At 53.2% G+C, this 23,682-nt stretch carries 27 protein-coding genes, 1 rRNA gene, 1 pseudogene and 1 other annotated feature; of the genes and pseudogenes, 28 read left to right on the top strand and 1 reads right to left on the bottom strand.

Annotated features, from left to right (window positions below; translation table 11 throughout):
• A 5S ribosomal RNA gene (gene rrf / locus ATW55_RS17380) occupies window positions 1-73 on the top strand; the annotation flags it as partial.
• Between the two features lie 173 nt (window positions 74-246).
• On the opposite strand, the gene ATW55_RS12825 is transcribed toward rrf, so the two are convergent.
• The gene (locus tag ATW55_RS12825; RefSeq protein WP_067718402.1) at window positions 247-819 is read right to left on the bottom strand and encodes a TetR/AcrR family transcriptional regulator; all 573 of its coding nucleotides are present in this window, start codon (window positions 817-819) and stop codon (window positions 247-249) included.
• 112 nt (window positions 820-931) lie between these two features.
• On the opposite strand from ATW55_RS12825, the gene ATW55_RS12820 reads away from it, so the two are divergent.
• The 27 genes and pseudogenes from ATW55_RS12820 to ATW55_RS12695 all read left to right on the top strand — a co-directional run.
• The gene (locus ATW55_RS12820; RefSeq protein ID WP_067718398.1) at window positions 932-1,624 is read left to right on the top strand and encodes an HAD family hydrolase; all 693 of its coding nucleotides are present in this window, start codon (window positions 932-934) and stop codon (window positions 1,622-1,624) included.
• 54 nt (window positions 1,625-1,678) lie between these two features.
• Complete coding sequence (locus ATW55_RS12815; protein ID WP_067718394.1) at window positions 1,679-2,155, top strand: CtsR family transcriptional regulator; 477 nt, start codon at window positions 1,679-1,681, stop codon at window positions 2,153-2,155.
• A 58-nt stretch (window positions 2,156-2,213) separates the two neighbouring features.
• Complete coding sequence (locus ATW55_RS12810; protein ID WP_067718390.1) at window positions 2,214-2,726, top strand: UvrB/UvrC motif-containing protein; 513 nt, start codon at window positions 2,214-2,216, stop codon at window positions 2,724-2,726.
• 38 nt (window positions 2,727-2,764) lie between these two features.
• Window positions 2,765-3,841 (top strand): protein arginine kinase, encoded by a 1,077-nt coding sequence (locus ATW55_RS12805; protein WP_067718386.1) that lies wholly within the window; start codon window positions 2,765-2,767, stop codon window positions 3,839-3,841.
• A gap of 14 nt (window positions 3,842-3,855) precedes the next feature.
• Window positions 3,856-6,294 (top strand): ATP-dependent Clp protease ATP-binding subunit, encoded by a 2,439-nt coding sequence (locus ATW55_RS12800; protein ID WP_067718382.1) that lies wholly within the window; start codon window positions 3,856-3,858, stop codon window positions 6,292-6,294.
• 127 nt (window positions 6,295-6,421) lie between these two features.
• Window positions 6,422-7,789: a DNA repair protein RadA gene (gene radA, locus ATW55_RS12795; RefSeq protein WP_067718379.1), complete on the top strand. Its 1,368-nt coding sequence runs from the start codon at window positions 6,422-6,424 to the stop codon at window positions 7,787-7,789.
• 37 nt (window positions 7,790-7,826) lie between these two features.
• Entirely contained in the window at window positions 7,827-8,876 is a 1,050-nt protein-coding gene (gene disA / locus ATW55_RS12790; protein WP_067718425.1) for a DNA integrity scanning diadenylate cyclase DisA, read from the top strand.
• Window positions 8,877-8,929: 53 nt separating this feature from the next.
• The gene (pssA, locus tag ATW55_RS12785; RefSeq protein WP_067718376.1) at window positions 8,930-9,640 is read left to right on the top strand and encodes a CDP-diacylglycerol--serine O-phosphatidyltransferase; all 711 of its coding nucleotides are present in this window, start codon (window positions 8,930-8,932) and stop codon (window positions 9,638-9,640) included.
• Between the two features lie 166 nt (window positions 9,641-9,806).
• Complete coding sequence (locus ATW55_RS12780; protein WP_067718372.1) at window positions 9,807-10,895, top strand: PIN/TRAM domain-containing protein; 1,089 nt, start codon at window positions 9,807-9,809, stop codon at window positions 10,893-10,895.
• 47 nt (window positions 10,896-10,942) lie between these two features.
• Window positions 10,943-11,635, top strand: coding sequence for a 2-C-methyl-D-erythritol 4-phosphate cytidylyltransferase (ispD, locus tag ATW55_RS12775; RefSeq protein ID WP_067718368.1), 693 nt, complete (start codon window positions 10,943-10,945; stop codon window positions 11,633-11,635).
• Window positions 11,620-12,104: pseudogene (ispF, locus tag ATW55_RS12770) on the top strand (2-C-methyl-D-erythritol 2,4-cyclodiphosphate synthase). Before ispD ends, ispF begins: the two are co-directional and overlap by 16 nt.
• A gap of 57 nt (window positions 12,105-12,161) precedes the next feature.
• Window positions 12,162-13,622, top strand: a complete 1,461-nt coding sequence (gene gltX / locus ATW55_RS12765; protein WP_201024991.1) for a glutamate--tRNA ligase — start codon at window positions 12,162-12,164, stop codon at window positions 13,620-13,622.
• 357 nt (window positions 13,623-13,979) lie between these two features.
• Window positions 13,980-14,672, top strand: coding sequence for a serine O-acetyltransferase (gene cysE / locus ATW55_RS12760; RefSeq protein WP_067718418.1), 693 nt, complete (start codon window positions 13,980-13,982; stop codon window positions 14,670-14,672).
• Complete coding sequence (gene cysS, locus ATW55_RS12755; protein WP_067718364.1) at window positions 14,653-16,038, top strand: cysteine--tRNA ligase; 1,386 nt, start codon at window positions 14,653-14,655, stop codon at window positions 16,036-16,038. The genes cysE and cysS overlap by 20 nt, the downstream gene beginning before the upstream one ends.
• Window positions 16,035-16,421: a Mini-ribonuclease 3 gene (locus tag ATW55_RS12750; RefSeq protein WP_067718361.1), complete on the top strand. Its 387-nt coding sequence runs from the start codon at window positions 16,035-16,037 to the stop codon at window positions 16,419-16,421. Before cysS ends, ATW55_RS12750 begins: the two co-directional genes overlap by 4 nt.
• Window positions 16,422-16,467: 46 nt before the next feature.
• Window positions 16,468-17,415 (top strand): 23S rRNA (guanosine(2251)-2'-O)-methyltransferase RlmB, encoded by a 948-nt coding sequence (rlmB, locus tag ATW55_RS12745; RefSeq protein ID WP_235587129.1) that lies wholly within the window; start codon window positions 16,468-16,470, stop codon window positions 17,413-17,415.
• Window positions 17,416-17,746: 331 nt separating this feature from the next.
• The gene (gene sigH / locus ATW55_RS12740) at window positions 17,747-18,391 is read left to right on the top strand and encodes an RNA polymerase sporulation sigma factor SigH (protein ID WP_067561515.1); all 645 of its coding nucleotides are present in this window, start codon (window positions 17,747-17,749) and stop codon (window positions 18,389-18,391) included.
• A gap of 153 nt (window positions 18,392-18,544) precedes the next feature.
• Window positions 18,545-18,694 (top strand): 50S ribosomal protein L33, encoded by a 150-nt coding sequence (rpmG, locus tag ATW55_RS12735; protein WP_067718410.1) that lies wholly within the window; start codon window positions 18,545-18,547, stop codon window positions 18,692-18,694.
• Between the two features lie 40 nt (window positions 18,695-18,734).
• Window positions 18,735-18,956 carry a preprotein translocase subunit SecE gene (gene secE / locus ATW55_RS12730; RefSeq protein WP_235587128.1) on the top strand — a complete coding sequence of 74 codons (222 nt, stop codon included), beginning with the start codon at window positions 18,735-18,737 and terminating at the stop codon, window positions 18,954-18,956.
• A gap of 39 nt (window positions 18,957-18,995) precedes the next feature.
• Window positions 18,996-19,541, top strand: coding sequence for a transcription termination/antitermination protein NusG (nusG, locus tag ATW55_RS12725; RefSeq protein WP_067718357.1), 546 nt, complete (start codon window positions 18,996-18,998; stop codon window positions 19,539-19,541).
• 100 nt (window positions 19,542-19,641) lie between these two features.
• Window positions 19,642-20,067: a 50S ribosomal protein L11 gene (gene rplK, locus ATW55_RS12720; protein ID WP_067718353.1), complete on the top strand. Its 426-nt coding sequence runs from the start codon at window positions 19,642-19,644 to the stop codon at window positions 20,065-20,067.
• A 66-nt stretch (window positions 20,068-20,133) separates the two neighbouring features.
• Window positions 20,134-20,838, top strand: coding sequence for a 50S ribosomal protein L1 (gene rplA, locus ATW55_RS12715; RefSeq protein ID WP_067718350.1), 705 nt, complete (start codon window positions 20,134-20,136; stop codon window positions 20,836-20,838).
• A gap of 58 nt (window positions 20,839-20,896) precedes the next feature.
• Window positions 20,897-21,059, top strand: a sequence feature (ribosomal protein L10 leader region).
• 26 nt (window positions 21,060-21,085) lie between these two features.
• Window positions 21,086-21,580 carry a 50S ribosomal protein L10 gene (gene rplJ / locus ATW55_RS12710; RefSeq protein WP_067718346.1) on the top strand — a complete coding sequence of 165 codons (495 nt, stop codon included), beginning with the start codon at window positions 21,086-21,088 and terminating at the stop codon, window positions 21,578-21,580.
• Between the two features lie 78 nt (window positions 21,581-21,658).
• The gene (rplL, locus tag ATW55_RS12705) at window positions 21,659-22,027 is read left to right on the top strand and encodes a 50S ribosomal protein L7/L12 (protein ID WP_067718343.1); all 369 of its coding nucleotides are present in this window, start codon (window positions 21,659-21,661) and stop codon (window positions 22,025-22,027) included.
• Window positions 22,028-22,104: 77 nt separating this feature from the next.
• On the top strand, window positions 22,105-22,704 hold the full coding sequence (locus tag ATW55_RS12700) for a class I SAM-dependent methyltransferase (RefSeq protein WP_067718338.1): 600 nt from the start codon (window positions 22,105-22,107) through the stop codon (window positions 22,702-22,704).
• Window positions 22,705-22,894: 190 nt separating this feature from the next.
• Window positions 22,895-23,398: a DUF6431 domain-containing protein gene (locus tag ATW55_RS15890; RefSeq protein ID WP_082685840.1), complete on the top strand. Its 504-nt coding sequence runs from the start codon at window positions 22,895-22,897 to the stop codon at window positions 23,396-23,398.
• A gap of 46 nt (window positions 23,399-23,444) precedes the next feature.
• On the top strand, window positions 23,445-23,682 hold a 238-nt coding region (locus ATW55_RS12695), incomplete at its 3' end, for a helix-turn-helix domain-containing protein (protein WP_153005159.1).

Here is a 23,682-nt window from a genome sequence, read left to right as displayed (position 1 = left end):
CACGGCCGTTAAGCCCTCCAGCGCCGATGGTACTTGGACCGCAGGGTCCTGGGAGAGTAGGACGTTGCCAGACAACACAGAGCGACACCTCAGGGTGTCGCTCTTTTTCTATGACGTCTCGCTTTCACGGCTATATCAGATTGTGAGAAAACTTGCGCAGGATTGTCGTGATAGAAACGCACCTGAGATTGTCTCAGGTGCGTTTCTATCGTTGTACGTCTAGCTTTGTGAATGCTTGAAACGCAGTCAGCGGTTGAGAACTCCGAGCAGATGGAGATCGCAAAAATAGCGCGCAATCTCCTGCGGTGATTTTTTTCCATCGGCCTTATACCAGCGATAGACCCAATTGCATGAACCGAGAATTGAGAGGGCAGTCAAGCGCGGGTCTTCTCCGCGAAATTCGTGGGTGTCGATTCCTTCTTGAATGATTTGAACCCACAGGTTCAAATAACGGTCATTTGCGTCTTTGATTAGTTTGTGCTGGTCATCACTTAGAAAGAAAGCCTCACGCAGCAAGACAGTGGTCATCTCGAGGTGGCCGATGACGATATCGAAATGGTGATAAATTGCCCGCTCAAGTTTTTCTTGGGCTGTGGATGCCTGTTCACATACAGCTTCGAGTTCACGGCAAAACCCGTTGATGGATTTTGTGGCAATCTCCAGCAACAGTTCTTCCTTGCTGTTGATATAATGGTATAGGCTTCCTTTTTGCAGGCCGACTTCATCGGCGATGTCCTGAACAGAGGTTGCATGGTATCCTTTTCGATTGAAAAGGGTGATGGCTGCCTGTGCGATTTCGTCATACTTGTTTGTGGCCAAATGGTTCCCTTCTCACATGCAGATTTTCCTCAGTCTACCAACAGGCGTGCAAGGGCGTCAATGAAGATCCGGTCTTTCTTTTTTGGTGAGAAAAAATTATGGGGGAATTTTGATGAGGCGACAGGGCGTTCTTTACATCTTTGATATGGATGGAACGTTGTTTCAGACAGAGGTGCTTGCTGTCCAGGCTTTTCGGAGAACGTTTGACGGGCTTTGGCTGCGTGGGGTCATGCCTGTGCCTGCCGTAAACGATGAAACGATTGTGGGAACCTTTGGACGTGTCCATGAAGAAATTTGGGAAGTGTTATATGGTCGGTCTTTGACTAAGGACGAACTGGAAGTGGCTGACGCGCTTCTTCTTGAAGAAGAGCTTGACTTGTTAGAAAAGGGGCAAGGAAAACTTTATGACTGTGTGGAAAGCACCTTGGAAACACTGACAAAGGAAGGCGCAATTTGTGCCGTTGCAAGCAATGGGCAGCAACGTTACATAGAGGGTATTGCAAAGCATTTCGGGATTGTACACCACTTCAAAGCGGGACTCCTGAGTGCGGGGGGGATGCGCGTATCAAAAAAGGCGGATCTTGTCGGCATGCTGCTAAGAGATGTTGTGCATGAACGCGCTGTTATGGTAGGTGATCGTCTCTCAGACATCGAGGCGGGCAATGCACACGGCATTCACACCGTTGCATGTCGCTACGGGTTTGGAACGATCGAGGAATGGCGCTTGGCTGACGATCAGATTCATCGTTTTGACGAAATTTTAGATTTGACACCGCATGAGCGCCGTATTATGATTACACCATAAGGTCAAAGATAGTCAAAGTCAAAATGCTGACTTTCACGAGGAGGGATGGGATGGGTGAAAAGCACGGCTGATCAGATCGAAGCCTATCTCTTCAAGCGGATTGAAGACAGTGAGAACGGTATGATCGATCTACAACGAAATGAATTGGCACAGCTCTTTTCGTGTGTTCCATCCCAGATCAATTACGTGATTGCCACACGCTTTACACTTGAACGTGGGTATGTGATCGAATCAAAGCGTGGTGGCGGAGGGTATATCCGGATCCGCCGGGTGACGGAGGAGGCGCACTCTGAACTCGATGCGATCATGCGCGCCATCGGCTCGCAAATCACGCAGCGCGAAGCGGAAGGCATTGTGTGGCGTTTGGAGTCAGACGGCATTCTCACGGCGCGGGAGGCAAAGATGATGCGTGCGGTGCTATCAAGGGACATCCTTCACATGCCGCTTCCCACGCGCGATGAGTTTCGGGCACGCCTCTTTGTGGCGATGTTGGTCGCCGTTTTAACCCATGACGGTGAAGAAATGGAATAGGATCATCGGGCGCGCCTGAGCACGCCGCCTGATGAGGTTATGCCAGGAGGTGAGCGCAATGATGTGCGAGCAGTGTGGAAATCGCCCGGCGACGGTTCATTTTACCGAAATCGTGCAGGGTGAAAAGAATGAATACCACCTCTGTGAGACCTGCGCAAAAGAAAAGGGATACGCTGCATATCAGTTTATGGCAGGCGCATTTTCGGTCAATCAACTGTTGTCTGGACTCATGAACCTTGACCCCGCTGTGAAGCAGCGCGCCGCGTCATCGCAGACGCGTTGCGAATCGTGCGGCCTTACATTCTCGCAGTTTTCACAGATTGGGCGGTTTGGGTGTGAGCATTGCTATGAGGCGTTCGCGCCGGGGCTTGATCCAATGCTGAAAAAAATTCAGAGTTCCAGTCAACACGTGGGTAAGATTCCAAAGCGTCAGGGTGGCGCCATCGCGCATCGACGAGAATTGATACGACTGCGCCAAGAACTCCAGGCGCACATAAAAGAAGAGCGATTTGAAGAAGCGGCGCGCCTGCGCGATCAAATTCGGGCGCTTGAGATGCGAGTAAGTGAGTAAGCGGACAGAAATTTCGACAGGATGAAGAAGGTGATCAGATGTCTCTAGAAGACTACCTTGCGCAAAACTCTGCAACGTGGTTGAAGGATGATGGTCCCGAATCAGATATTGTCATCAGCAGTCGCGTGCGCATCGCGCGGAATTTGCGCGGACGCGTGTTCCCGATGCTGGCGACAGATCAAGACAAGCAAGAGATTCTTGAGGCGGCGGCACGTGCAGCAAAGCACGGAGCGCTTTCTCGACTAGGGCCATTTGAAATGTTCGCGATGCGCGATCTGTCAGAGGTTGATCAACAAGTTCTCGTGGAGAAGCACTTGATTAGTCCGGGGCTAATCGAGTCATCGGGCGGCGCTGTCCTTTTGCGACCAGATGAGGAAGTAAGCATTATGGTCAATGAAGAGGATCATTTGCGGATTCAGTGTCTGCTTCCTGGTTATCAACTTGAAACGACGTACCGTTTGGCCGATCAACTGGACGATGGGCTCGAGGAAATGGTCGATTACGCGTTTGATGAAGAGAAAGGCTATTTGACCGCTTGTCCGACAAACGTCGGGACAGGGATGCGAGCGTCGATCATGATGCACCTGCCTGTTCTTGTGATGACAGGGCATATTAACCGGATCTTGTCTGCTGTCACGCATGTGGGACTGGCTGTACGCGGAATCTATGGCGAGGGCAGTGACGCGCTCGGGAATCTCTTTCAGATCTCCAATCAGATCACGCTTGGTCAGACCGAACAAGAGATCATTGGAAACCTGCACGGTGTCGCGCGCCAGTTGATCAACCACGAGCGGACGGCGCGCCAACATCTATTGCAGGCCAACCGCGTATTGCTTGAAGACCGCGTGTGCCGTTCGTTTGGCATTCTTGCGTATGCGCGTCAGATTGACTCAAAAGAGGCGCTCTCGCGGCTTTCAGACGTGCGTCTTGGAATCGATCTTGGCGTCATTCGCGGCGTTTCCGCAGGGATTCTCAAAGAGCTGATGGTTGCGACGCAACCGGGTTCTTTGCAAAAGTCGGCGGGTCACACGATGACTGCAGAAGAGCGCGATGTTCGCCGCGCTGCCTTGATTCGCGATCGGCTGCGCGCCGATCCATCGAGTTCGCTGTCATAACGGAGGGGATGAAAATGATGTTCAATCGGTTTACGGAACGCGCACAAAAGGTGCTCACACTTGCGCATGAAGAAGCAGTCCGGCTCGGACATCCTGGCGTTGGCACGGAACACATCCTCCTTGGGCTTGTCCGGGAAGGTGAAGGGATTGCGGCAAAAGCGCTCGTCAGCTTTGGCCTTAGTGCGGAAAAAATTCAGCGCGAAGTCGAACAGATCATCGGGCGTGGAACGGGCAATGCGACAGGCACCACGTATACGCCGCGCGCGAAAAAGGTGATCGAGCTTTCAATGGATGAGGCTCGCAAACTCGGCCACAATTACATTGGCACGGAGCATATTTTGCTTGGCCTCATCCGCGAAGGCGAAGGCATTGCCGCGCGCGTGCTCACAAACCTTGGGATCAGCCTGAATAAGGCGCGCCAGCAAGTCCTTCAACTGCTTGGTTCCGATGCGCCTGAAGCGAGTTCAGACAACACGCCGTCTGCGAGCACGCCGACGCTTGACGGTCTTGCGCGCGATTTGACGGTTCTTGCAAAAGACGGGAAGCTTGACCCTGTGATCGGTCGCGCACAAGAGATCGAGCGCGTGATTCAGGTGCTCTCGCGACGCACCAAAAATAACCCTGTGCTCATTGGTGAGCCGGGCGTCGGGAAAACGGCGATCGCCGAAGGTCTGGCGCAGCGCATCGTGACAAACGAGATTCCTGAGGTGCTACGCAACAAGCGTGTCATGGTGCTTGATATGGGGACAGTGGTCGCCGGAACCAAGTATCGCGGTGAGTTTGAGGATCGCTTGAAAAAGATCATGGATGAGATCCGCAATGCGGGGAATGTGATTCTGTTTATCGATGAACTGCACACGCTGATCGGCGCAGGTGGCGCAGAGGGTGCGATTGACGCGTCAAACATTCTGAAGCCGGCGCTCGCGCGCGGGGAGCTTCAGTGCATTGGTGCGACAACGCTTGACGAATACCGCAAGCACATCGAGAAGGACGCCGCGCTTGAGCGCCGCTTCCAGCCGATCAAGGTGGAACAGCCTTCTGCCGAAGAGGCGATTCAAATCCTGCTCGGATTACGCGATCGCTATGAGGCGCACCATCGCGTAAAAATTACAGATCAAGCGGTGGAAGCGGCAGTCCGCTACTCGGATCGCTACATCACGGATCGTTTTCTGCCGGATAAAGCGATTGATTTGATTGACGAGGCAGGCTCGCGCGTGCGGCTGCGCACGTATACCGCTCCGCCCAACCTAAAAGAGGCGGAACAAAAACTCGAAGAGATTCGCTCTGAGAAGGACTCGGCGATCCAAGGCCAGGAGTTTGAGCTGGCCGCATCGCTGCGCGACCAGGAGCAGAAGCTGCGCGATGAACTGGAACGCCGGAAAATGGAGTGGCAGCAGCGGCAGGATTCGCATGATGTGGCTGTGACAGAGGAAGACATCGCAGAGATCGTGTCCAGTTGGACGGGAATTCCGATCAAGAAGCTGGCCGAAGGTGAGACACAGCGGCTTCTTAACATGGAGCAGTTGCTGCATGAACGGGTCATTGGCCAAGATGAGGCAGTCAAGGCAGTGGCGCGCGCGATTCGGCGAGCGCGGGCAGGCCTGAAAGATCCAAAGCGTCCGATTGGATCCTTTATCTTCCTTGGACCGACGGGTGTCGGGAAAACGGAATTAGCGCGGGCGCTTGCGGAGTCCATGTTTGGAGATGAGGACGCGATGATACGTGTTGACATGTCCGAATACATGGAGCGGCATACCACGGCGCGGCTGGTAGGGGCGCCTCCGGGCTATGTCGGGTTTGACGAAGGCGGCCAATTGACGGAAAAAGTTCGCAGAAAACCGTATTCCGTAGTGCTTCTCGACGAGATTGAAAAGGCGCACCCGGAAGTGTTCAACGTGCTTTTGCAGGTGCTTGACGACGGTCGATTGACCGACGGAAAAGGGAGAACGGTCGACTTTCGCAACACGGTAATCATCATGACGTCAAACGTTGGCGCACAGATGGTCAAAAAAGGCGGGCCGCTTGGTTTTACAAACAATCGTGAGAATGAGTACAACGACATGAAAGACAAAATGATGGAAGAGTTGAAGCGAACGTTCCGGCCGGAGTTCTTAAACCGGATTGATGATCTCATCGTCTTTCACTCGCTCGCAGAGCAAGACATCTCAAAAATTGTCAAACTCTTGTCAGAAGAACTTCGCACGCGGCTGCGCGATTACGGTCTTGACTTCTCGCTTACAGAGGACGCTCAAGCGTTTTTGGCGAAAGAAGGATATGATCCGCAGTATGGCGCGCGTCCGCTAAAGCGCGCGATGCAGCGTCATATTGAAGATCGTCTCTCGGAGGCGCTGCTTAGCGGGGAGATCAAGCATGGCGATCACGTTACGATGGATGTCGATCCGGAAGGCGGATTGCGTGTGATTCGCGGTACGAAAGAGGTTGTTGGCAGCTAAGCGGCTTTGTGTCGACTCGACGCCGTGGGTGTTCTCACCCACGGCATTTTCTTCATAAATGTCGTCTACAGAAAATCTCCAATTGGCTATGGTGAGGACAAAATTCAAGGCGTATAGTGGTGACACGATGAAAAAAACAAAAACGAAGTTTGTCTGCGCAGAGTGCGGGGCGGAGAGCCCGAAGTGGATGGGGAAGTGCCCAAATTGTGGTACGTGGGGGAGCATGGTCGAGGAAATTGACGCCAAAGCATCGCCGAGTGCACGTCTGCCGAGTCTTTCTGCTCCAGTACTGCTTCAGGATGTACATATGGAAAAGATGGATCGGTATTCGTCTGGCAGCCACGAGTTCGACCGCGTGCTAGGCGGTGGGATTATTCCGGGCTCCCTCTTTTTAGTCGGCGGCGATCCTGGGATCGGCAAATCGACGCTATTACTTCAAACGGTGCACCGCATTGCAAAAGAGGGTGGGAAGACCCTCTATGTTACGGGGGAAGAGTCTCCTCAACAGGTGAAGATGCGTGCCGCTCGCCTGGGGTCTTTTGCAGAGTCGCTCTATATTTTGGCAGAGACCGATTTAGATCAAATTGAAAAGCATGTAAAGCATATCCAACCGATATTCTTAGTTATCGATTCCATCCAGACGATGTTTCGCCCCGCCTTGCCGAGTGCGCCTGGCAGTCCGCAGCAGGTGAGGGAGTGTACGATGCAAATCTTGCGGTTTGCCAAAGAGGCACAGATTGCGACATGCATCGTCGGCCATGTCACGAAGGATGGAACGATCGCGGGACCGCGACTGATGGAACACATGGTCGATGCTGTGCTTTACTTTGAAGGCGATCGCCATCATCGATTTCGCATCTTGCGCGCTGTCAAAAATCGCTTTGGTTCGACGAATGAAATCGGTGTGTTTGACATGCAAGGCGGCGGTTTGGAGGATGTCGCGAGTCCTTCGGAGATTTTTCTTGAGGAGCGAACACAGGGCGCGGCTGGATCAGCGGTTGTCGCGAGTCTTGAGGGAACGCGTACGGTACTTGCGGAGATCCAGGCGCTTGTCACGGCAAGCGCTTTTGGCCAGCCGCGCAGGATGGCGTCAGGGATGGATTATCAGCGCGTCACTCTGCTTATGGCGGTGCTCGAAAAACGGGTGGGACTCTATTTGCAAAGTCAAGATGCGTATGTCAATGTAGCGGGGGGTTTGCGTATTGATGAACCTGCGATTGACTTGGGGATCTGTCTTGCCATCACGTCGAGTTTTCGCGAACAGCCGCTAAAGCCGGGGACCGTCGTGATCGGGGAAGTCGGTCTCACGGGTGAAATTCGCGCTGTTACGCGGCTCGAACAGCGCATTCAGGAAGTGGCTAAACTCGGATTCACTCGTATTATCGCCCCTAATCGGAGTGTCGCTCGATTGACGCAGACGACCGTGCGCGATCTTGAACTGATCGGGGTTGACACCGTGGCGGATGCGATACGGTGTGCCATAGGGGGTAGTTGATTTGAAGGAACGAGATGATGGAAAAAAAGAAGCGGTCATGATGAAAATTTTGCGCATGGTCGCGCCTGGCACGCCGATTCGCGAAGGGGTCGACAATGTATTGCGCGCGAAAACGGGTGGACTCATCGTTGTTGGCTGCGATGATGAGATGCTCTCCATCGTGGATGGCGGATTCACGATTAACTGTGAGTTTACACCGGCTGGTCTTTACGAACTTGCGAAAATGGATGGCGCGATCATTCTGAGCGATGACGCGAGAAAAATTCTATACGCAAACACACAGTTGAACCCTGATCCTTCGATTCCAACGAGTGAGACGGGAACGCGTCACCGCACAGCGGAACGCATGGCGCGTCATACGCAAAAGCTGGTGATCTGTGTGTCCCAGCGCCGCAACGTGATTACATTGTATCAGGGGAACCTGCGCTATTTCTTGAAAGATTTGAGTGTCATCGTTACAAAAGCGAACCAAGCGATTCAAACTCTGGAACGCTATAAGACGGTCCTTGACAACGCGCTTGGGAACCTCTCGGCACTTGAAATGGGCGAATTGGTGACGCTCCAGGATGTTGTCAATGTGGTGCAGCGCTTTGAAATGGTGCTCAGAATCCGAACGGAGATCAAGCGTTACATCACGGAACTCGGAACGGAGGGGCGCTTGGTTGCGATGCAACTTGACGAATTGGTTTCGCGAGTCGATGAGGAAGCGTATTTGCTCGTAAAAGATTACGCGGGGCCAGGGCAATCACTCACGCCGCACCAGGTGTTGACAGAAGTGCACGAGCTTGACGCGGAAGAACTATTGAATGGGCAGGTATTGGCACAACTTCTGGGATACACCGGTGTGCAGAATCTGTCTGAAGCAACCGTGCTCTCGCGTGGGTTTCGCATCCTGCATAAGATTCCGCGCTTGCCGCAACCGGTGATTGAGAATCTTGCGGAAGAATTTGAGAGCCTGGGGCGCATTGTCTCTGCATCCGTTGAAGAACTGGATGAGGTGGAGGGGATTGGCGCCGTTCGCGCCCGCTCGATTAAAGAAGGCTTAAAGCGCATGCGTGAGCAGGTGTATCTTGAACGCAATCTGTAAGCAGCGGCGACGCACCCGAAGACAGTAACACACTCTACGCGTGGAGGCTTACTATGTTCCGACTGATTCCCAATATGCTGACGCTTGCGAATCTCGTTGCGGGCATGACCGCTGTGCTTCTCACCGTCGATAGAGATCCGCGTACAGCGGCCATCTTGGTGCTCGCAGGCATGCTGCTGGATGCGCTTGATGGCCGCGCCGCGCGCGCGCTTCGCGTGGAGAGCGCGTTTGGCGAACAGCTTGACTCACTCTGCGACGTTGTTACGTTTGGCGTGGCGCCTGCGCTCATCATGTATGTTGTGGCACTGCGCGGGCTTGGTGTCGCAGGAATTCTTGGAGCGATCGCGTTTGTCAGCGCAGGTGTCTTGCGATTGGCGAGATTCCACGTTGTAAAGGGCAATCGAACCGAGTTTGTTGGCATGCCAATCACTGCGGCAGGTGGGTTGCTTGCGGCGCTGGCGCTCTATCATGAAATGATTGCTCTGCCGTTCATGGCGATTTTCACATTTTCGCTTAGCTATCTCATGGTGAGCAAATCGCGCTACCCAAACTTTAAGCATGTCGGTCCGCCGACGGTCTCCTTATTGGCTATACCGCTCATCGTTTTGTTTGCAGTCTGCATTTTTATCTTTCAACGTTCGTTTATCCCGCTTTTTTTAATGGTGGTCTTGGCTGGTTACGGAATCTTTGGCATTCTGCATGACCTGCGCGCTGTGTATCGGATTTTCGGCCGTTTTTTCCGCCGCGTTCACAGGGAATTGTAAGGATCGTCTGCTATTTTGTACACAGGTGCGCACAGCCGCGTGCAAGCGGTGTCGACAGTAGCCAGGGGGGGCTCGTTGACCGTCCAAATACACCGTGGTAATGTGTTTCTGAATACGTTTAAAAGTTATGGAATTGCCTATACTGCTTGAAAGGAGGTGAATATCCATGGTGAATCGCATTGTACAATTATTTTTTATCGTGACAGGGATTGGACTCGGGTGGTCCTACGGCGAACATTTGTTTGCACTTATCCATGTTCCTTCTTCGACGTGGATCACTCCTGTTTCGATTCTGATTGGCGGTTTAATCGGGTTGACAGTCGGTACATTTCTCGTTGATCCGATTGTGAGATGGTTTCATTGGCTGGAAGACCGCCTGATCAAAACGCCGCTTCTCGATCTCCTTTCAGGGATCGTGGGACTTTTGATAGGACTGGCTGTCGCGTTTGTGCTGACACCGGCGATTGAACGCATTCCTTATGTAGGGATCTACGTTCAGTTTTTTGTCTCGGTTCTTTTAGGATATCTCGGGTTTCGCATCTTTTTTTCCCGCCGAGAAGAGATTGTTTCACTGCTCCCGTTTCTCGCGCAACGCGCCTCTCGCGAAAAAGGTGGCGCAAAGCCGGTGCAAGAAGAGAATCCTTTTGTAGGAGCCAAGTTGCTTGACACGAGTGTCATCATTGACGGTCGCATCGCCGATCTCGTACAGACGGGATTTCTGGAGGGCATCTTGGTCATTCCTTCTTTCGTTCTTGAGGAGTTGCAACACATCGCTGACAGTTCAGATGTGTTAAAGCGAAATCGCGGACGGCGCGGATTGGACATTCTGAATCGCGTACAAAAGGAACTCAAGGTAAAGGTTGAGGTTCTTGAGACAGACTTTGAGGATGTGGCGGAGGTTGACAGCAAACTCGTCAAACTCGCAAAGCAGCTTGACGGCAAAGTGGTTACAAATGACTTTAATCTGAATAAGGTCTGTGAACTGCAAGGGGTTTCTGTTTTAAACATTAATGACTTGGCGAACGCAGTGAAACCAGTCGTCTTGCCGGGAGAAGAGATCGTTGTTCTTGTAATCAAGGATGGAAAAGAGTTTGGACAAGGGATCGGTTACCTGGATGACGGTACGATGATCGTTATCGAAGGCGGACGCGAGCACATTGGCAATCGACTCGAAGTGGTTGTGACGAGTGTCCTTCAAACATCCGCTGGGCGAATGATCTTTGCGAAGCCCAAACTCCTCGAAAAAGCGCTATAATAGGCTGATAGGTTTGAGGAGAGACGTAAGGCAGGGAATCGCGCGAGATGGATCACTTTGACGATGTCGACGTTTTGATTATGGCGGCGGGAACCGGTTCGAGAATGAAGTCGGGTGTGAGAAAACAGTGGTTGACGCTTTGTGGTCAGCCACTGTTTAGCTATGTCACCCGCCTGTTTCAAATGTATGGCTTTACGTCGGTTGCGATTGTGATGCATGAGGACGACCTGGTGCCAGCAGGCGATGATCTTCGCGAAGCGGGACTCGGTGCAACGCGGTTGGTGGCGGGCGGTCCTGATCGCCAGTCGTCCGTGCGAAACGGGCTTCGCACATGTACGAGGGAGATGGTGCTGGTGCACGATGCGGCCCGTCCCTTTCTTTGCGAAGAGGATGTCCGCGCGGTTGTGGCGCGGGGGCGTGCGACCGGTGCGGCGACGCTCGGTCACGCGGTGCGGGATACGCTTGTACGGGCGGAGCGCGAAACAATTGCGGGGCGTGTGGAGCGCGAGCAGCTCTATCAATTGCAAACGCCGCAAGTCTTTCGGCGCGACTGGCTGGAACGCGCGCACGAAGAGGCGCGTTGCGCAGGGTTTCTCGCGACGGATGACACGAGTGTTGTAGAGCGGTTGGGCTGTGTGGTCGACATTGTTCAAGGCGCTGCGCACAATTTGAAGATTACAGAGCCCTCTGATCGACTTTTTCTTGCCATGTGGGAGGCTTTGCGATGCGGGTCGGATTAGGGTTTGATGTTCATCGGTTTCAAGCGGGCAGACCGCTTATCCTGGCGGGTGTGGAGATCCCGTCTGCTGTGGGGCTTTTGGGGCACTCGGATGCGGACGCATTTTGCACGCGCTCATGGACGCGTTGCTTGGGGCGCTTGCGCTTGGCGACATTGGCGACCATTTTCCGGATACGGATGAACAGTATCGCGGTATCTCCAGCATGCAGTTGCTGACGCGCGTTGTTGATCTGATTGCTGCGCGCGGGTATGTCGTTTCCAACGCCGATTTGATGGTGATGGCAGAGATGCCAAAACTTTCACCTTATAAAAAAGAAATGGTTCAAAAGATGGCGAATGCGCTTCAAGTGAATGAGGATCAGGTTAGCTTGAAGGCGACCACCATGGAGGGCATGGGGTTTGTCGGACGCAAAGAAGGGATCGCAGCGCAAGCGCTCGTCTCGCTCGCGCGCCGAGCTGCTCAGATGTAACGGCGGGTGACGCCAGGGCGCGGCTTTGCGGTGGAGGAACAAATCTGAGAAGTGGGGATCAAAATGACTGTACGACTACGCTACGCGCCAAGCCCGACAGGGCATTTACATATCGGTGGCGCGCGGACCGCGCTATTCAATTATTTGTATGCAATGCATCATCAGGGCACATTTATTTTGCGCATTGAAGACACTGATCTTGAGCGCAATGTCGCGAATGCAGCTGACGAGTTTGCAGAGAATCTGCGTTGGCTTGGCATTGAGTGGCAAGAGGGCTACCAAGTGGGAGGGCCTTTTGGGCCTTACACGTGCATGGAGCGTCTTGGCATCTATCGCGACCATGTCGATAAGTTGGTTCAAGCGGGCCGTGCCTATCCCTGTTTTTGTACGGAGGAGGAACTGACTGCCGTTCGCGAGAAACAGCAGTCAGAAGGGATCACACCTCACTATATCGGGACGTGTCGGACACGCTCGGAAAATGAGCGCGCGCTGCGCATGGAGCGCGGTGACGCGTACACGATCCGCTTTCAGGTGCCGGAGCACGCGGTTTCTTTTGTTGACATCGTCCGCGGCGAGATGCAATTTGAGCCAGAGCATGTCGGCGGTGATTTTGTGATTGTGAAATCAAACGGTGTCCCCGTCTATAATTTTGCGGTTACGGTCGATGATATGCTTATGGAGATTACGCACGTGATTCGCGGGGAAGAACATATTTCGAATACACCGCGTCAACTCTATCTGTATGAGGCGTTTGGGGCGAATCCGCCAATGTTTGGACACGTGCCGCTGATACTCGGGGCAAACGGGAAAAAACTCAGCAAACGGGACGAGTCGATTGTCCAGTTCATCGATCAGTACAAGGCGCTTGGCTACCTGCCTGATGCGATCTTCAATTTCCTGGCGCTTCTGGGTTGGTCGCCAGGCGGTGAGCGAGAGATCATGACAAAACAAGAATTGATTGAACGGTTTGATCTAGAGCGCGTGAGCAAAAGCGGTGCATTTTTTGACGCTGCAAAACTGCAGTGGATGAACGGACACTACCTGCGTTCGGCAGATCCCGCCGCGCTTCTTGACCAGGCGCGCGTGACGCTCAGTGGCAGTGGTGTGATGGTGCCGGATGATGCGTGGCTGCGCGACTTCTTGTCGCTGGTTTTGGAAAAAGTGACGCAGCTCACAGAGATTGAAGGGTTTGCCCGCAGTTTTCTCGCGGAGGAAGTGACCTTTGATGACGATGCCGCAAAGACGCTTGCGTTACCTCACGCGAACACGGTGATCGAGGGATTGTTGGGAATTCTCGGCACTTCTTGTGACGGAACAGCGGATGGGTTTAAAGCGGTGATCCGACGTGTACAAGAAGAAACCAAGCTCAAGGGCAAAGACTTGTTCATGCCAATTCGCGCGGCGCTTACGGGGACGCTACACGGGCCGGACTTGAATCGCTCACTTGCGCTTATTGGATGTGAAAGATGTGTGAAGCGCGCGCGGCAGGCACTGGTCAAAAGCAAATCGTTAGGGTAGAATAGACTGAGTGTCACGCTGGGATTGCTCTATCGAGTCATCCCCATTTTCGCATGTAAGTGTGTATTTCAAAGATGATATGGATCGACAATCGAACGCGCAGAGGAGTAAACTCGGTGCGCCTTGACAGAGAGCCTTTTGCGGTATGGAATACCGGTTGAGAAAAAGGTCTTGGCGACGGGTTGAATGCACTGCACGCGAGCGGGATGAACAGGGATGTTCTCAGTAGTCCTCGACGGATCGGCTCGTTATCGCCGTGAAAGGCGCTATTTATTGCGCGAAGCAGAGTGGGACCACGGCTGACGCCGTCTCTGGGATTACCGGAGACGGCATTTCATGTTTTTGGAGGTGCAGTTGATGTTACAGAGCATGAGAGAAGATGTTGATCACGTCATGCAACTGGATCCGGCCGCTCGCTCTCGCTTTGAAGTGTACATGACCTACGCGGGGCTGCACGCGGTTTGGGTGTATCGCATCGCGCACGCCCTGCATGTTCGAGGCGTGACGACATTGGCGCGTGTCTTGTCGCAATTGGCAAGATTTTTTACGGGAATTGAAATTCATCCTGGGGCGGTCATAGGCAAGGGGTTGTTTATCGATCACGGTGACGGTGTTGTGATTGGTGAAACGGCAGTGATTGGCGACTATGTGGTCATGTATCAAGGTGTGACACTTGGAGGTACAGGCAAGGAGCGGGGCAAGCGCCATCCAACGATTGGGAACCACGTCCTGATCGCGACGGGGGCAAAAATTCTCGGTTCGATTACGGTTGGCGATTATGCGAAAATTGGCGCGGGGTCTGTCGTGCTAAAGCCAGTCCCGGCCAACTCCACGGTCGTCGGCATTCCGGCGCGCATCGTCGTTCTCGAAGGGCGGCGCGTTGATGAGATGGACCAGACAAATCTGCCCGATCCTGTGAGCGATCAGTGTGAGATGCTTGAAGACCGCATCGCAAAACTGGAACGTCACATCGCGGAACTCGAGAGTAAACTTAGCAAAGCGCAAGGGAAAACGTTGGGGGAAGATTCAAATGTCTATTCGGGTTTATAACAGTCTGACGGGACAGAAGGAACCGTTTCAAACGCTTGAACCGGGCGTTGTCCGCATGTATTCTTGCGGGCCGACAGTTTACAATTATTTTCACATTGGGAATGCGCGCGCGTTTGTCGTTTTTGACATGGTGCGCAGGTACTTGCGCTATCGCGGCTACCGCGTAACGTTCGTCCAAAATTTTACGGATGTCGACGATAAGCTGATTGTGCGCGCAAACGAGTTGGGAACGAGCGTCACGGAGGTGGCCGATTCTTATATCGAGGCGTATTTTCAGGACGCGGAGACGCTCGGCATTGAACGGGCTGACGTACACCCGCGCGTCACGGAAACGATGCAGGATATCATCGACTTTATCGCGTCTTTGGTGCGCGCGGGATATGCGTATGAGGCGGACGGCGATGTGCTGTTTGAGACGACGCGTTTTCCGGATTACGGAAAACTCTCCAATCAGTCGCTCGAAGATCTCCAGGCGGGCAGTCGCGTTGAAGTCTCTGAGAAGAAACGGCACGTGACTGATTTTACGCTATGGAAAGCGGCGAAACCTGGGGAGCCAGCCTGGGAGAGTCCGTGGGGGCGCGGCCGTCCGGGATGGCATATCGAGTGCTCGGCGATGATCCGCAAATACCTTGGCGATCACATTGACATTCACGGCGGAGGTCACGACTTGCTCTTTCCGCATCATGAGAATGAGATTGCGCAGAGTGAGTCCATTCTTGGCAAACCGCTGGCTGCGTATTTTATGCACAACGGCTACATCAACATCGACAACCAAAAAATGTCGAAGTCGCTTGGCAACAGCATTTTTGTCCACGAACTCGCACAGCGGTATGACCCGCGCGCGCTTCGGCTGTTTCTCTTGTCTGCACACTATCGCAATCCGATCAATTATTCGGATGAGATCATGGGACAGATGACGGCGGCGCTTCGGCGGATCGACAATTTTCGCGAGCATCTCACACTGCGCCTTGGCATGGATTACCTGCCAGAAGGTGAAGCAATGCAATTCGCGGCAGTAGAGGAGCGCCTGCGTGCCGCGATGGACGATGACTTCAACACAGCAGACGCGCTTGGTGTTTTGTTTGATTTTGTGCGTGAAGGCAACCAGTACATTCACTCTTCCGCCATCACGCGAAAAGGGCTTGAGAGCTATCGCGCAAAGCTTGTGGCATGGCTCTCGCTCTTTGGGCTGCGTGAGAGTGATGCGGAGCGTGATGAGGAGATTGATCGCATGGTCAAGGAGCGCGAAGAAGCCCGCAAGGCGCGGGATTTTGCGCGCGCGGACCGTGTTCGCGAGGAACTCGCGGCGCGCGGCGTGAAATTGGAAGACACCGCACAGGGTACACGCTGGTGGCGAGAGGCATGATGAGTGAACAGGAGGCGTTTGCGGTCGCTCCGCTCGCGCTCGCATATCTTGGGGACGCGGTGTGGGAACTGGCCGTGCGTGAATCGCTGATTGCAAAAGGTGAGCGCCAACCGAATCAACTGCATCAACAGGCGCTCGGCTATGTGAAAGCGGTCAATCAGGCGGATCGCATCCGCCGCATGTCGGAGCGCCTGACGGAGCGGGAGATGTCCATTTTCAAGCGTGGCCGAAACGCGAAGAGCCACTCCATGCCAAAGTCGGCACGGATGGCCGACTATCGGCATAGCACGGGGCTTGAGGCGCTATTGGGGTACCTCTATTTGACCGGGGATCAAGCGCGGATGGAAGAGCTTCTTCGGATGCTTCTTGCGGAGCCTGAGTGAAGATGTCAAATCGTATGTATCGATTATCGATGAAGGGTGTGTCAGATTGAGAAATCAAGGATCAGGGCGAGCGCAAGGGTTTAAATCCCGCTCCGAACGCAGTGGGAGACCGGGGCGGTCAGAAAGTGGTTTTCGCAAGGGGGGCGATTCTCGCGGTTCTGAGGATGCGCGCAGAAGGAGCAACTCGCGCGGCATGCCAAGTCGCGATCCCATTCGCGAACGCGAAGGTGCAGACATCGAGGCGCAAGAAATGGAGATGATCATCGGGCGTCGCGCGGTGATCGAAGCGATCAAGGGGCAGCGAACGCTGAATAAGCTTTTGATCCAGGAAGGAGCGTCAGGCGGAAGCATCGGTGAAATCATGGCGCTTTCGCGCGCAAACGGCATCGTCACGCAAATGGTGCCAAAGGCAAAACTTGATGAGCTTGCGCAAAACAAAAGCCATCAAGGTGTCGCTGCCTATTTGAGTGCGAAGGATTATGTTGAGCTCGAAGCGCTCATCGCGCATGCCAGGGCGCATGGCCCGGGGCTGATCGTTCTTCTTGATGGCCTGGAAGACCCGCATAATCTCGGCTCGATCTTGCGCTCTGCGGAGGCTGCTGGCGCGCACGGCGTGATCATTCCGAAACGGCGCGCGGTTCCGCTTACGGGCACGGTGGCGAAAGCTTCGGCGGGTGCGCTTGAGCATGTACAGGTTGCCCGCGTCGGGAATGTGAGTCAGGCGATCGAAACATTGCAAAAAGCAGGTTTTTGGGTCTATGGGGCGGATGCAGAAGGGGAGCAGGCGCATGATCGCGTCGATTTGACGGAAGATGTTGTGCTCGTCATCGGCAATGAGGGTGCCGGGCTTGCGCCGCTCGTCAAAAAACGCTGTGACCACTTGATTCGCATCCCGATGACAGGGAAAATTCAATCGCTAAACGCTGGGGTGGCGACAGGCATCTTGTTGTTTGAAGCGGTGCGACAGCGGCGAAACCTGAAATCGCCGATCTGAGGTGCGGAACAATCTACTGCCTGACCTGCGTCGGAATAAAGCGTTAAATGGCGGTTGGGTGAATTTAAAACGCGATGAACAGCACTTCCTGTGAGGTTTGGGAGGTGCTGTTTGCCGTTTCAGAATGGGCTAGCGTAAATTTTCCTGGTGTTTGGCAGGAATTCTCTCATCGGATCTCTCATTCCATCGTTGACCTTGCTAGATTACATAATGTATACTAGGCTCACTTCAAAGGATTATGAAATACGCCCCTGTCTGTTGCTCTCGATAGGTCACGACAAAAAAAGATGTCCATATTGCGTTTTTTTAGGTTCAGCAGGAGGGATGCCACATGGCTATGGAAATCCCCGTTACTCTGGAGCGAGATCTCTCTGACATCCCTGATGAACTGCTGGTGGAGTGTGTACGGATCGGTGACGATGACGCACTGCTCAGTCTGATTCATCGCTACAAGTCATTTGTGCGCGGGAAGGCAAGATCGTATTTCCTCATCGGGGCGGATCGCGAAGACATTGTTCAAGAAGGCATGATTGGGCTCTACAAGGCGATTCGCGATTTTCGCGATGACAAACTCTCGTCGTTCAAAGCGTTCGCAGAGCTGTGTGTGACACGCCAGATCATCACGGCGATCAAGACGGCGACGCGGCAGAAACACGTTCCCCTCAACTCCTATATTTCGCTGGACAAGCCTATATACGAAGAAGATTCGGATCGCACGCTCATGGATGTCATTGGCGGCGCGCGCGTCACTGACCCGGAGGAGCTGTTCATTCACCAGGAAGAATTCTCTGCGATTGAGGGCAAGATGGCAGAGCTTCTGAGTGGGCTTGAGCGGGATGTTTTGATGCTCTATCTCGATGGACGTTCGTATCAAGAGATCGCGGAAGATTTGCAGCGTCATGTCAAAAGCATTGACAATGCGCTTCAACGCGTCAAACGGAAACTGGAAAAGTACCTGGAAGACCGCTTTTTGTAATGTGCCGGTTTTTTTGATAAGATGGTCAGGCGTCGAGGGGCGGGTGCCGTCCCTTTTTAACGTCTGATTTTTTTGTTGACTTCCAATTAACACAGTGGTAATGTATATGGGTATTTTTACGGATTTTTGACCGTGGTTTTGGAGGTGGATGATGTGAGGGTCATGATCACGATGGCGTGCACAGATTGCAAGCAGCGCAACTACACGAGCATTAAAAACAAGAAGAACAACCCGGACCGTATGGAACTCAAGAAATACTGCAAGTTCTGCAACGGTCACACGGTGCACCGCGAGACGCGTTGATCGTCGATTGCTTTCAGAGATGGATGGAGGCGAAGCGTTCGTGAGTTCAACGCCGTCTGAAGAAGCTCGCTCCTTGCCGCGGCCCTTCTCTTATTTTCAGGGAGTCTACGCGGAACTAAAAAAGGTGCGCTGGCCCAATCGCAAGGAAATGGTGCGATATACGACGACCGTTGTTGTCGTTTGCGTCATTCTTTTTGTTTTAACGTATGCTTTCGATCTTCTGGTTACGAAACTCTTTCAGTTGATCGGGATCGGTTCTTAGTCATCTACGCAGGGGAGGTGCGGGCGTCCGCCCTCGGGAATGGACAATCAGACAGAAGTCAATTGGTACGTGGTGCACACGTACTCCGGTTATGAAAACAAAGTGAAAGCAAACCTTGAGCGCCGCGTTGAGTCGATGGACATGTCGGACAAGATTTTTCGCGTTCTCGTCCCAGTGAACGAGGAGATCGAGGTCAAAAACGGCAAGCGAAAAACGGTTCAACACAAGGTTTATCCCGGTTATGTTCTCGTCGAGATGATCATGACGGATGACTCCTGGTATGTGGTGCGCAATACGCCGGGGGTGACGGGGTTTGTTGGCGCCAATACGTCGGGGGCCAAACCGATTCCTCTATTGTCCAACGAGGTGCGCTCGATCATGCGCCAAATGGGCGTGGATGATGTGAAGACGCGTTTTGATTTCGAACAAAAAGAGGCTGTGCGAATTGTCGCGGGACCGTTTGCAAACTTCGTCGGAACGATCGATCAGATCGACATGACGCTTGAAAAAGTACAGGTGGTCGTCACGATGTTCGGTCGTGATACACCAGTAGAACTTGATTTTGATCAGATCGAAAAACTATAATCATTTGGTTGTGATGTGTGCTATACGTACCTGTGGGAGGTCGCGTGGTGCAAAGCGTCCGTCATGACCACATTCTGAGCGAAAAGAGGAGGTGTGCGCAGTGGCAAAACGCGTTATGAAGATCGTGAAGCTCCAGGTTATTGGGGGCAAGGCCACGCCAGCGCCACCGATTGGTCCAGCTCTTGGCCAAGCCGGTGTCAACATTATGATGTTTTGCAAAGAGTTTAATGCACGCACGGCAGATCAGGCGGGAACCGTGATTCCAGTTGTTATCACGGTGTACGAAGATCGCTCGTTTACGTTTGAGCTAAAGACGCCGCCAGCGGCGATTTTGATCAAAAAGGCGATTGGCATTGAGTCTGGTTCTGGCGAGCCGAACAAGAAAAAGGTTGGCACGATCAGCCGTGCGAAAGTTCGCGAGATTGCGGAGTTGAAGATGGTTGATCTAAATGCGGCTTCAGTCGAAGCTGCGATGCGGATGGTCGAAGGCACGGCGCGTTCGATGGGCGTGACAGTCGGGGAGTAAGACCTTCCCTGATGTTCGTGGGAGGTATTTGCATACCGCTTACCACATGTGAAGGAGAGTGATCAAATGGCGGGGAAAAAGTATCAGGATGTCGTGAAGTTGATCGACCCGGAAAAGGCGTACGATCCGCTAGAAGCGATGGAGCTTGTGAAAAAGACGTCTGTCGTAAAGTTTGATGCAACGGTCGAAGTTGCATTCCGGATGGGTCTTGACCAGCGGAAGAATGATCAACAAATTCGCGGTGCAGTCGTTCTGCCGCACGGCACGGGGCGTTCGGTTCGCCTGGTCGTGTTTGCAAAAGGCGACAAGGCGCGCGAGGCGGAGGCGGCAGGGGCTGACGTTGTTGGCGATGACGATCTCATCGCACGCATCGCGGGTGGCTGGCTGGAGTTTGACGCGGCAATTGCGACGCCTGACATGATGGCCTCTGTTGGTCGTTTGGGTCGCGTCCTCGGTCCGCGCGGTTTGATGCCAAACCCGAAAACGGGCACGGTAACATTTGATGTAAAACGTGCAGTTGAAGAAGTCAAAGCCGGTAAAGTGGAATATCGCCTTGATAAAGGCGGCAATGTCCACGCGGTTCTCGGCAAAGTCAGCTTTTCGACAGAGCAATTGCTCGGGAATTTCCGCGCGATTGTCGACGCGCTTCAAAAGGCGAAGCCAGCGGCGGCGAAAGGTCAGTATTTCCGCAACGTCAGCGTGAGCAGCACGATGGCGCCAGGCGTTCAAGTGAACCTTCAGCGCCTGTCGGCGTCGTCTGCGGCTGAGTGAGCTGTCTGACGGGAGATGCGGGGTATGCCGATTGTGTTATGCCCCGCATTCTGTTATAGTTAAACTGTATGTCGCGCTGTAGACAGCAGGTGCCGCAAGGCTTAATGTAACCTGCCGAGGTCGTCGACACTCTGACACTTCAAAGGAACGTTTGACTTTGACAGCGTTTGGGTTCGAGAAAAGACCTCCGTCGCAAAGCGGGGGTCTTTTGGTTTACAGCAACCAATGTAGAGTGGAGGTGTCAGATATGAGCGTGCATGAAGAGAAGGCGCAGGTCGTCGCTGAGGTTGTCGAGAAGTTTCAAGCAGCCAAGAGTGTGATCGTTACAGACTATCGCGGTCTCACGGTTGCTGAAGTGACGGAACTTCGCAAGAATCTTCGCGAAGCTGGGATCGACTTTCGCGTACTTAAAAACACGTTGACGCGACGCGCGACGGAGATTGCACAAGTGCAGGGATTGGATCCTTTTTTGAAAGGGCCAACGGCGGTTGCGTTTGGTGAGGACGTTGTCAGTCCTGCCAAGATCCTCAATGATTTTGCTGGGAAGCACAAAGCGCTTGAGATCAAAGGCGGGCTGGTGGAAGGGCGCGTCATTGATGTTGACGGCGTCAAAGAGTTGGCGACATTGCCATCGCGCGAAGGTTTGCTGTCGATGTTGCTCAGTGTGCTTCAGGCGCCGATGCGGAACTTCGCTTATGCGACAAAGCAAGTCGCCGATCAAAAAGAGGCGGCTGGCGTTTAAATTGCCGATTCATGAAGGTGACGTACGCACAGTGTATATCACTGTCAATTTATAGTGTGATTCCAAGGAGGAATTGAGATGTCGAGTGAGCAAATTCTCGAAGCGATCAAGTCGATGACTGTACTTGAGTTGAATGAATTGGTGAAAGCGATTGAAACAGAGTTTGGCGTGACGGCTGCAGCGCCTGTCGCGATGGGTGGCGGCGGTGGCGCCGCGGTTGAGGCGGAAGCGGAACAAACAGAATTTGACGTTGTTTTGACGGGCGCTGGCGCCTCCAAAATCAATGTCATCAAAGCGGTCCGCGAAGTCACGGGTCTTGGTTTGAAAGAAGCGAAGGATCTCGTAGACAACCTGCCAAAACCGCTCAAGGAGAAAGTGAGCAAGGAAGATGCAGAGGGTATCAAAGCGAAGATCGACGAAGCTGGCGGCACGGTCGAGATCAAGTAAGTGAATCGATAGAATGGATGATGACCAAAAGGAGTTGCTGCTTTGCGGCGCTCCTTTTGTCTGTCAGGTGAGCGATCATGAGTGACCACTACTACACGGAAAATCCTCAGTCCTCTTCTTCTCCGGTGCGTTGGACGGTGTGTATCAAAGATGTGTTTTTGACGTTTCAAACGGACCACGGTGTGTTCAGTCGGGAGCGCGTGGATGACGGAACGCGTCTCTTGGTGGAGTCTGCGCACATACCGCCGCATGCGCGTGTCCTTGATCTTGGTTGTGGCTATGGCGCGGTTGGTGTGAGCGTGCTTAAAACCTCGGAGACGGCGCTTGTTACGATGCTTGATGTGAATGCACGCGCAGTGGCGCTGGCCGATCAAAATGCACAGATTAATCACGTGCGCGATCGTGCGCGAATTTTGTGCGGCGACGCTGTTGAGGTTTTGCGAAGCGATGAGCAGGCGTACGACGTCATATTGTTGAATCCGCCGATTCGCGCGGGCAAGAGCGTTGTGTTTACGCTGTATGAGATGGCACGCAGTAGGCTCGATCCTGAAGGGGCGCTTTACGTCGTCATTCAAAAGAAACAGGGTGCGCCATCGACGGAAGATAAATTGAAGACGCTTTTTCATCGCGTTGAACATGTCGCCCGTCACGGCGGGTATCGTGTTTGTTTCTGCTGAGTCAAAATGCCCGAAAACTGACGGTATTGCCTGTCCATGGATTGCTAGATATAATGGCCACAACTTTAGGAAAGGAAAAGGACGCCTCTCTTTTGCGTGGCACCGGACCAACGGTGTCACTAGAGACGTCCATCCCAATAATCAACGTATGGTTATTGTATCAGTTTTTCAGCTGCTGTGGAGTGCTGAAATGAGTGTTTTTGTCAGGAGTGAAGAAGTCATTCCCTGTCCTTGTTGCCAAGGATATCTCGGGGTGATCGGGAGTCGACGCAGAAGGTACATACAAAGTTCGGGTGAAAAAGTGACACTCGTGATTCGTAGGATGCGCTGTGAATCGTGTTGCAAGATACACCACGAACTCCCCAACATCTTAGTCCCCTACAAGCGTTATGATGCGGCAAGTATTGAGGAGACCGTCAGCCAACAAAATCCTGCAGTTGCGGCAGACGAGTCAACCCTTTTTCGCCTGCGGCAGTGGTTCACCAGTTGGTCCCCTTATGCAGTAGGATGTTTAACTGCCATTGCCCATCGATTCAATCTTCCTGTGCCGGAGTTGTCCACTCCTTCGCAATCTCCACTCCAAACCATTGGACGGTTTGTCGGCGATGCCGATGGGTGGCTGGCCAGAGTTGTCCGGCCGATTGCAAATACACATTTGTGGGTACATACCCGTTCTGCATGTCTGTCCGCATGAACCCAGTCTACAGTCATCCTAGGTCTACTAAAAGGAGGGCTTAGACGTGAAAGATGGGAAGAAGGCGGAAGAAATTGCGGTAGCGAGGTTTCAACTATTATCTCCACTGCTCGAGGATGGCTTGGATCCAGCGAAGCTGAGGGAGATGAAGGCCCAGCTCTGTGTACAAACAGGGTTATCGGAACGAACCTTGCGGCGTTATCTGAAGGAATATCACCAAGATGGGTTCGGCGGACTCAAACCTAAGGGGAAAGGTCGTACGAATCTATGTATGTCCGTTTCAG

The sequence above is a fragment of the Ferroacidibacillus organovorans genome (genome assembly GCF_001516615.1).
In the GTDB taxonomy this organism is placed as follows: domain Bacteria; phylum Bacillota; class Bacilli; order Alicyclobacillales; family SLC66; genus Ferroacidibacillus; species Ferroacidibacillus ferrooxidans_B.
Note: the sequence above shows the minus strand (reverse complement) of the source record. Positions and strands in the feature narration are given on the sequence as shown.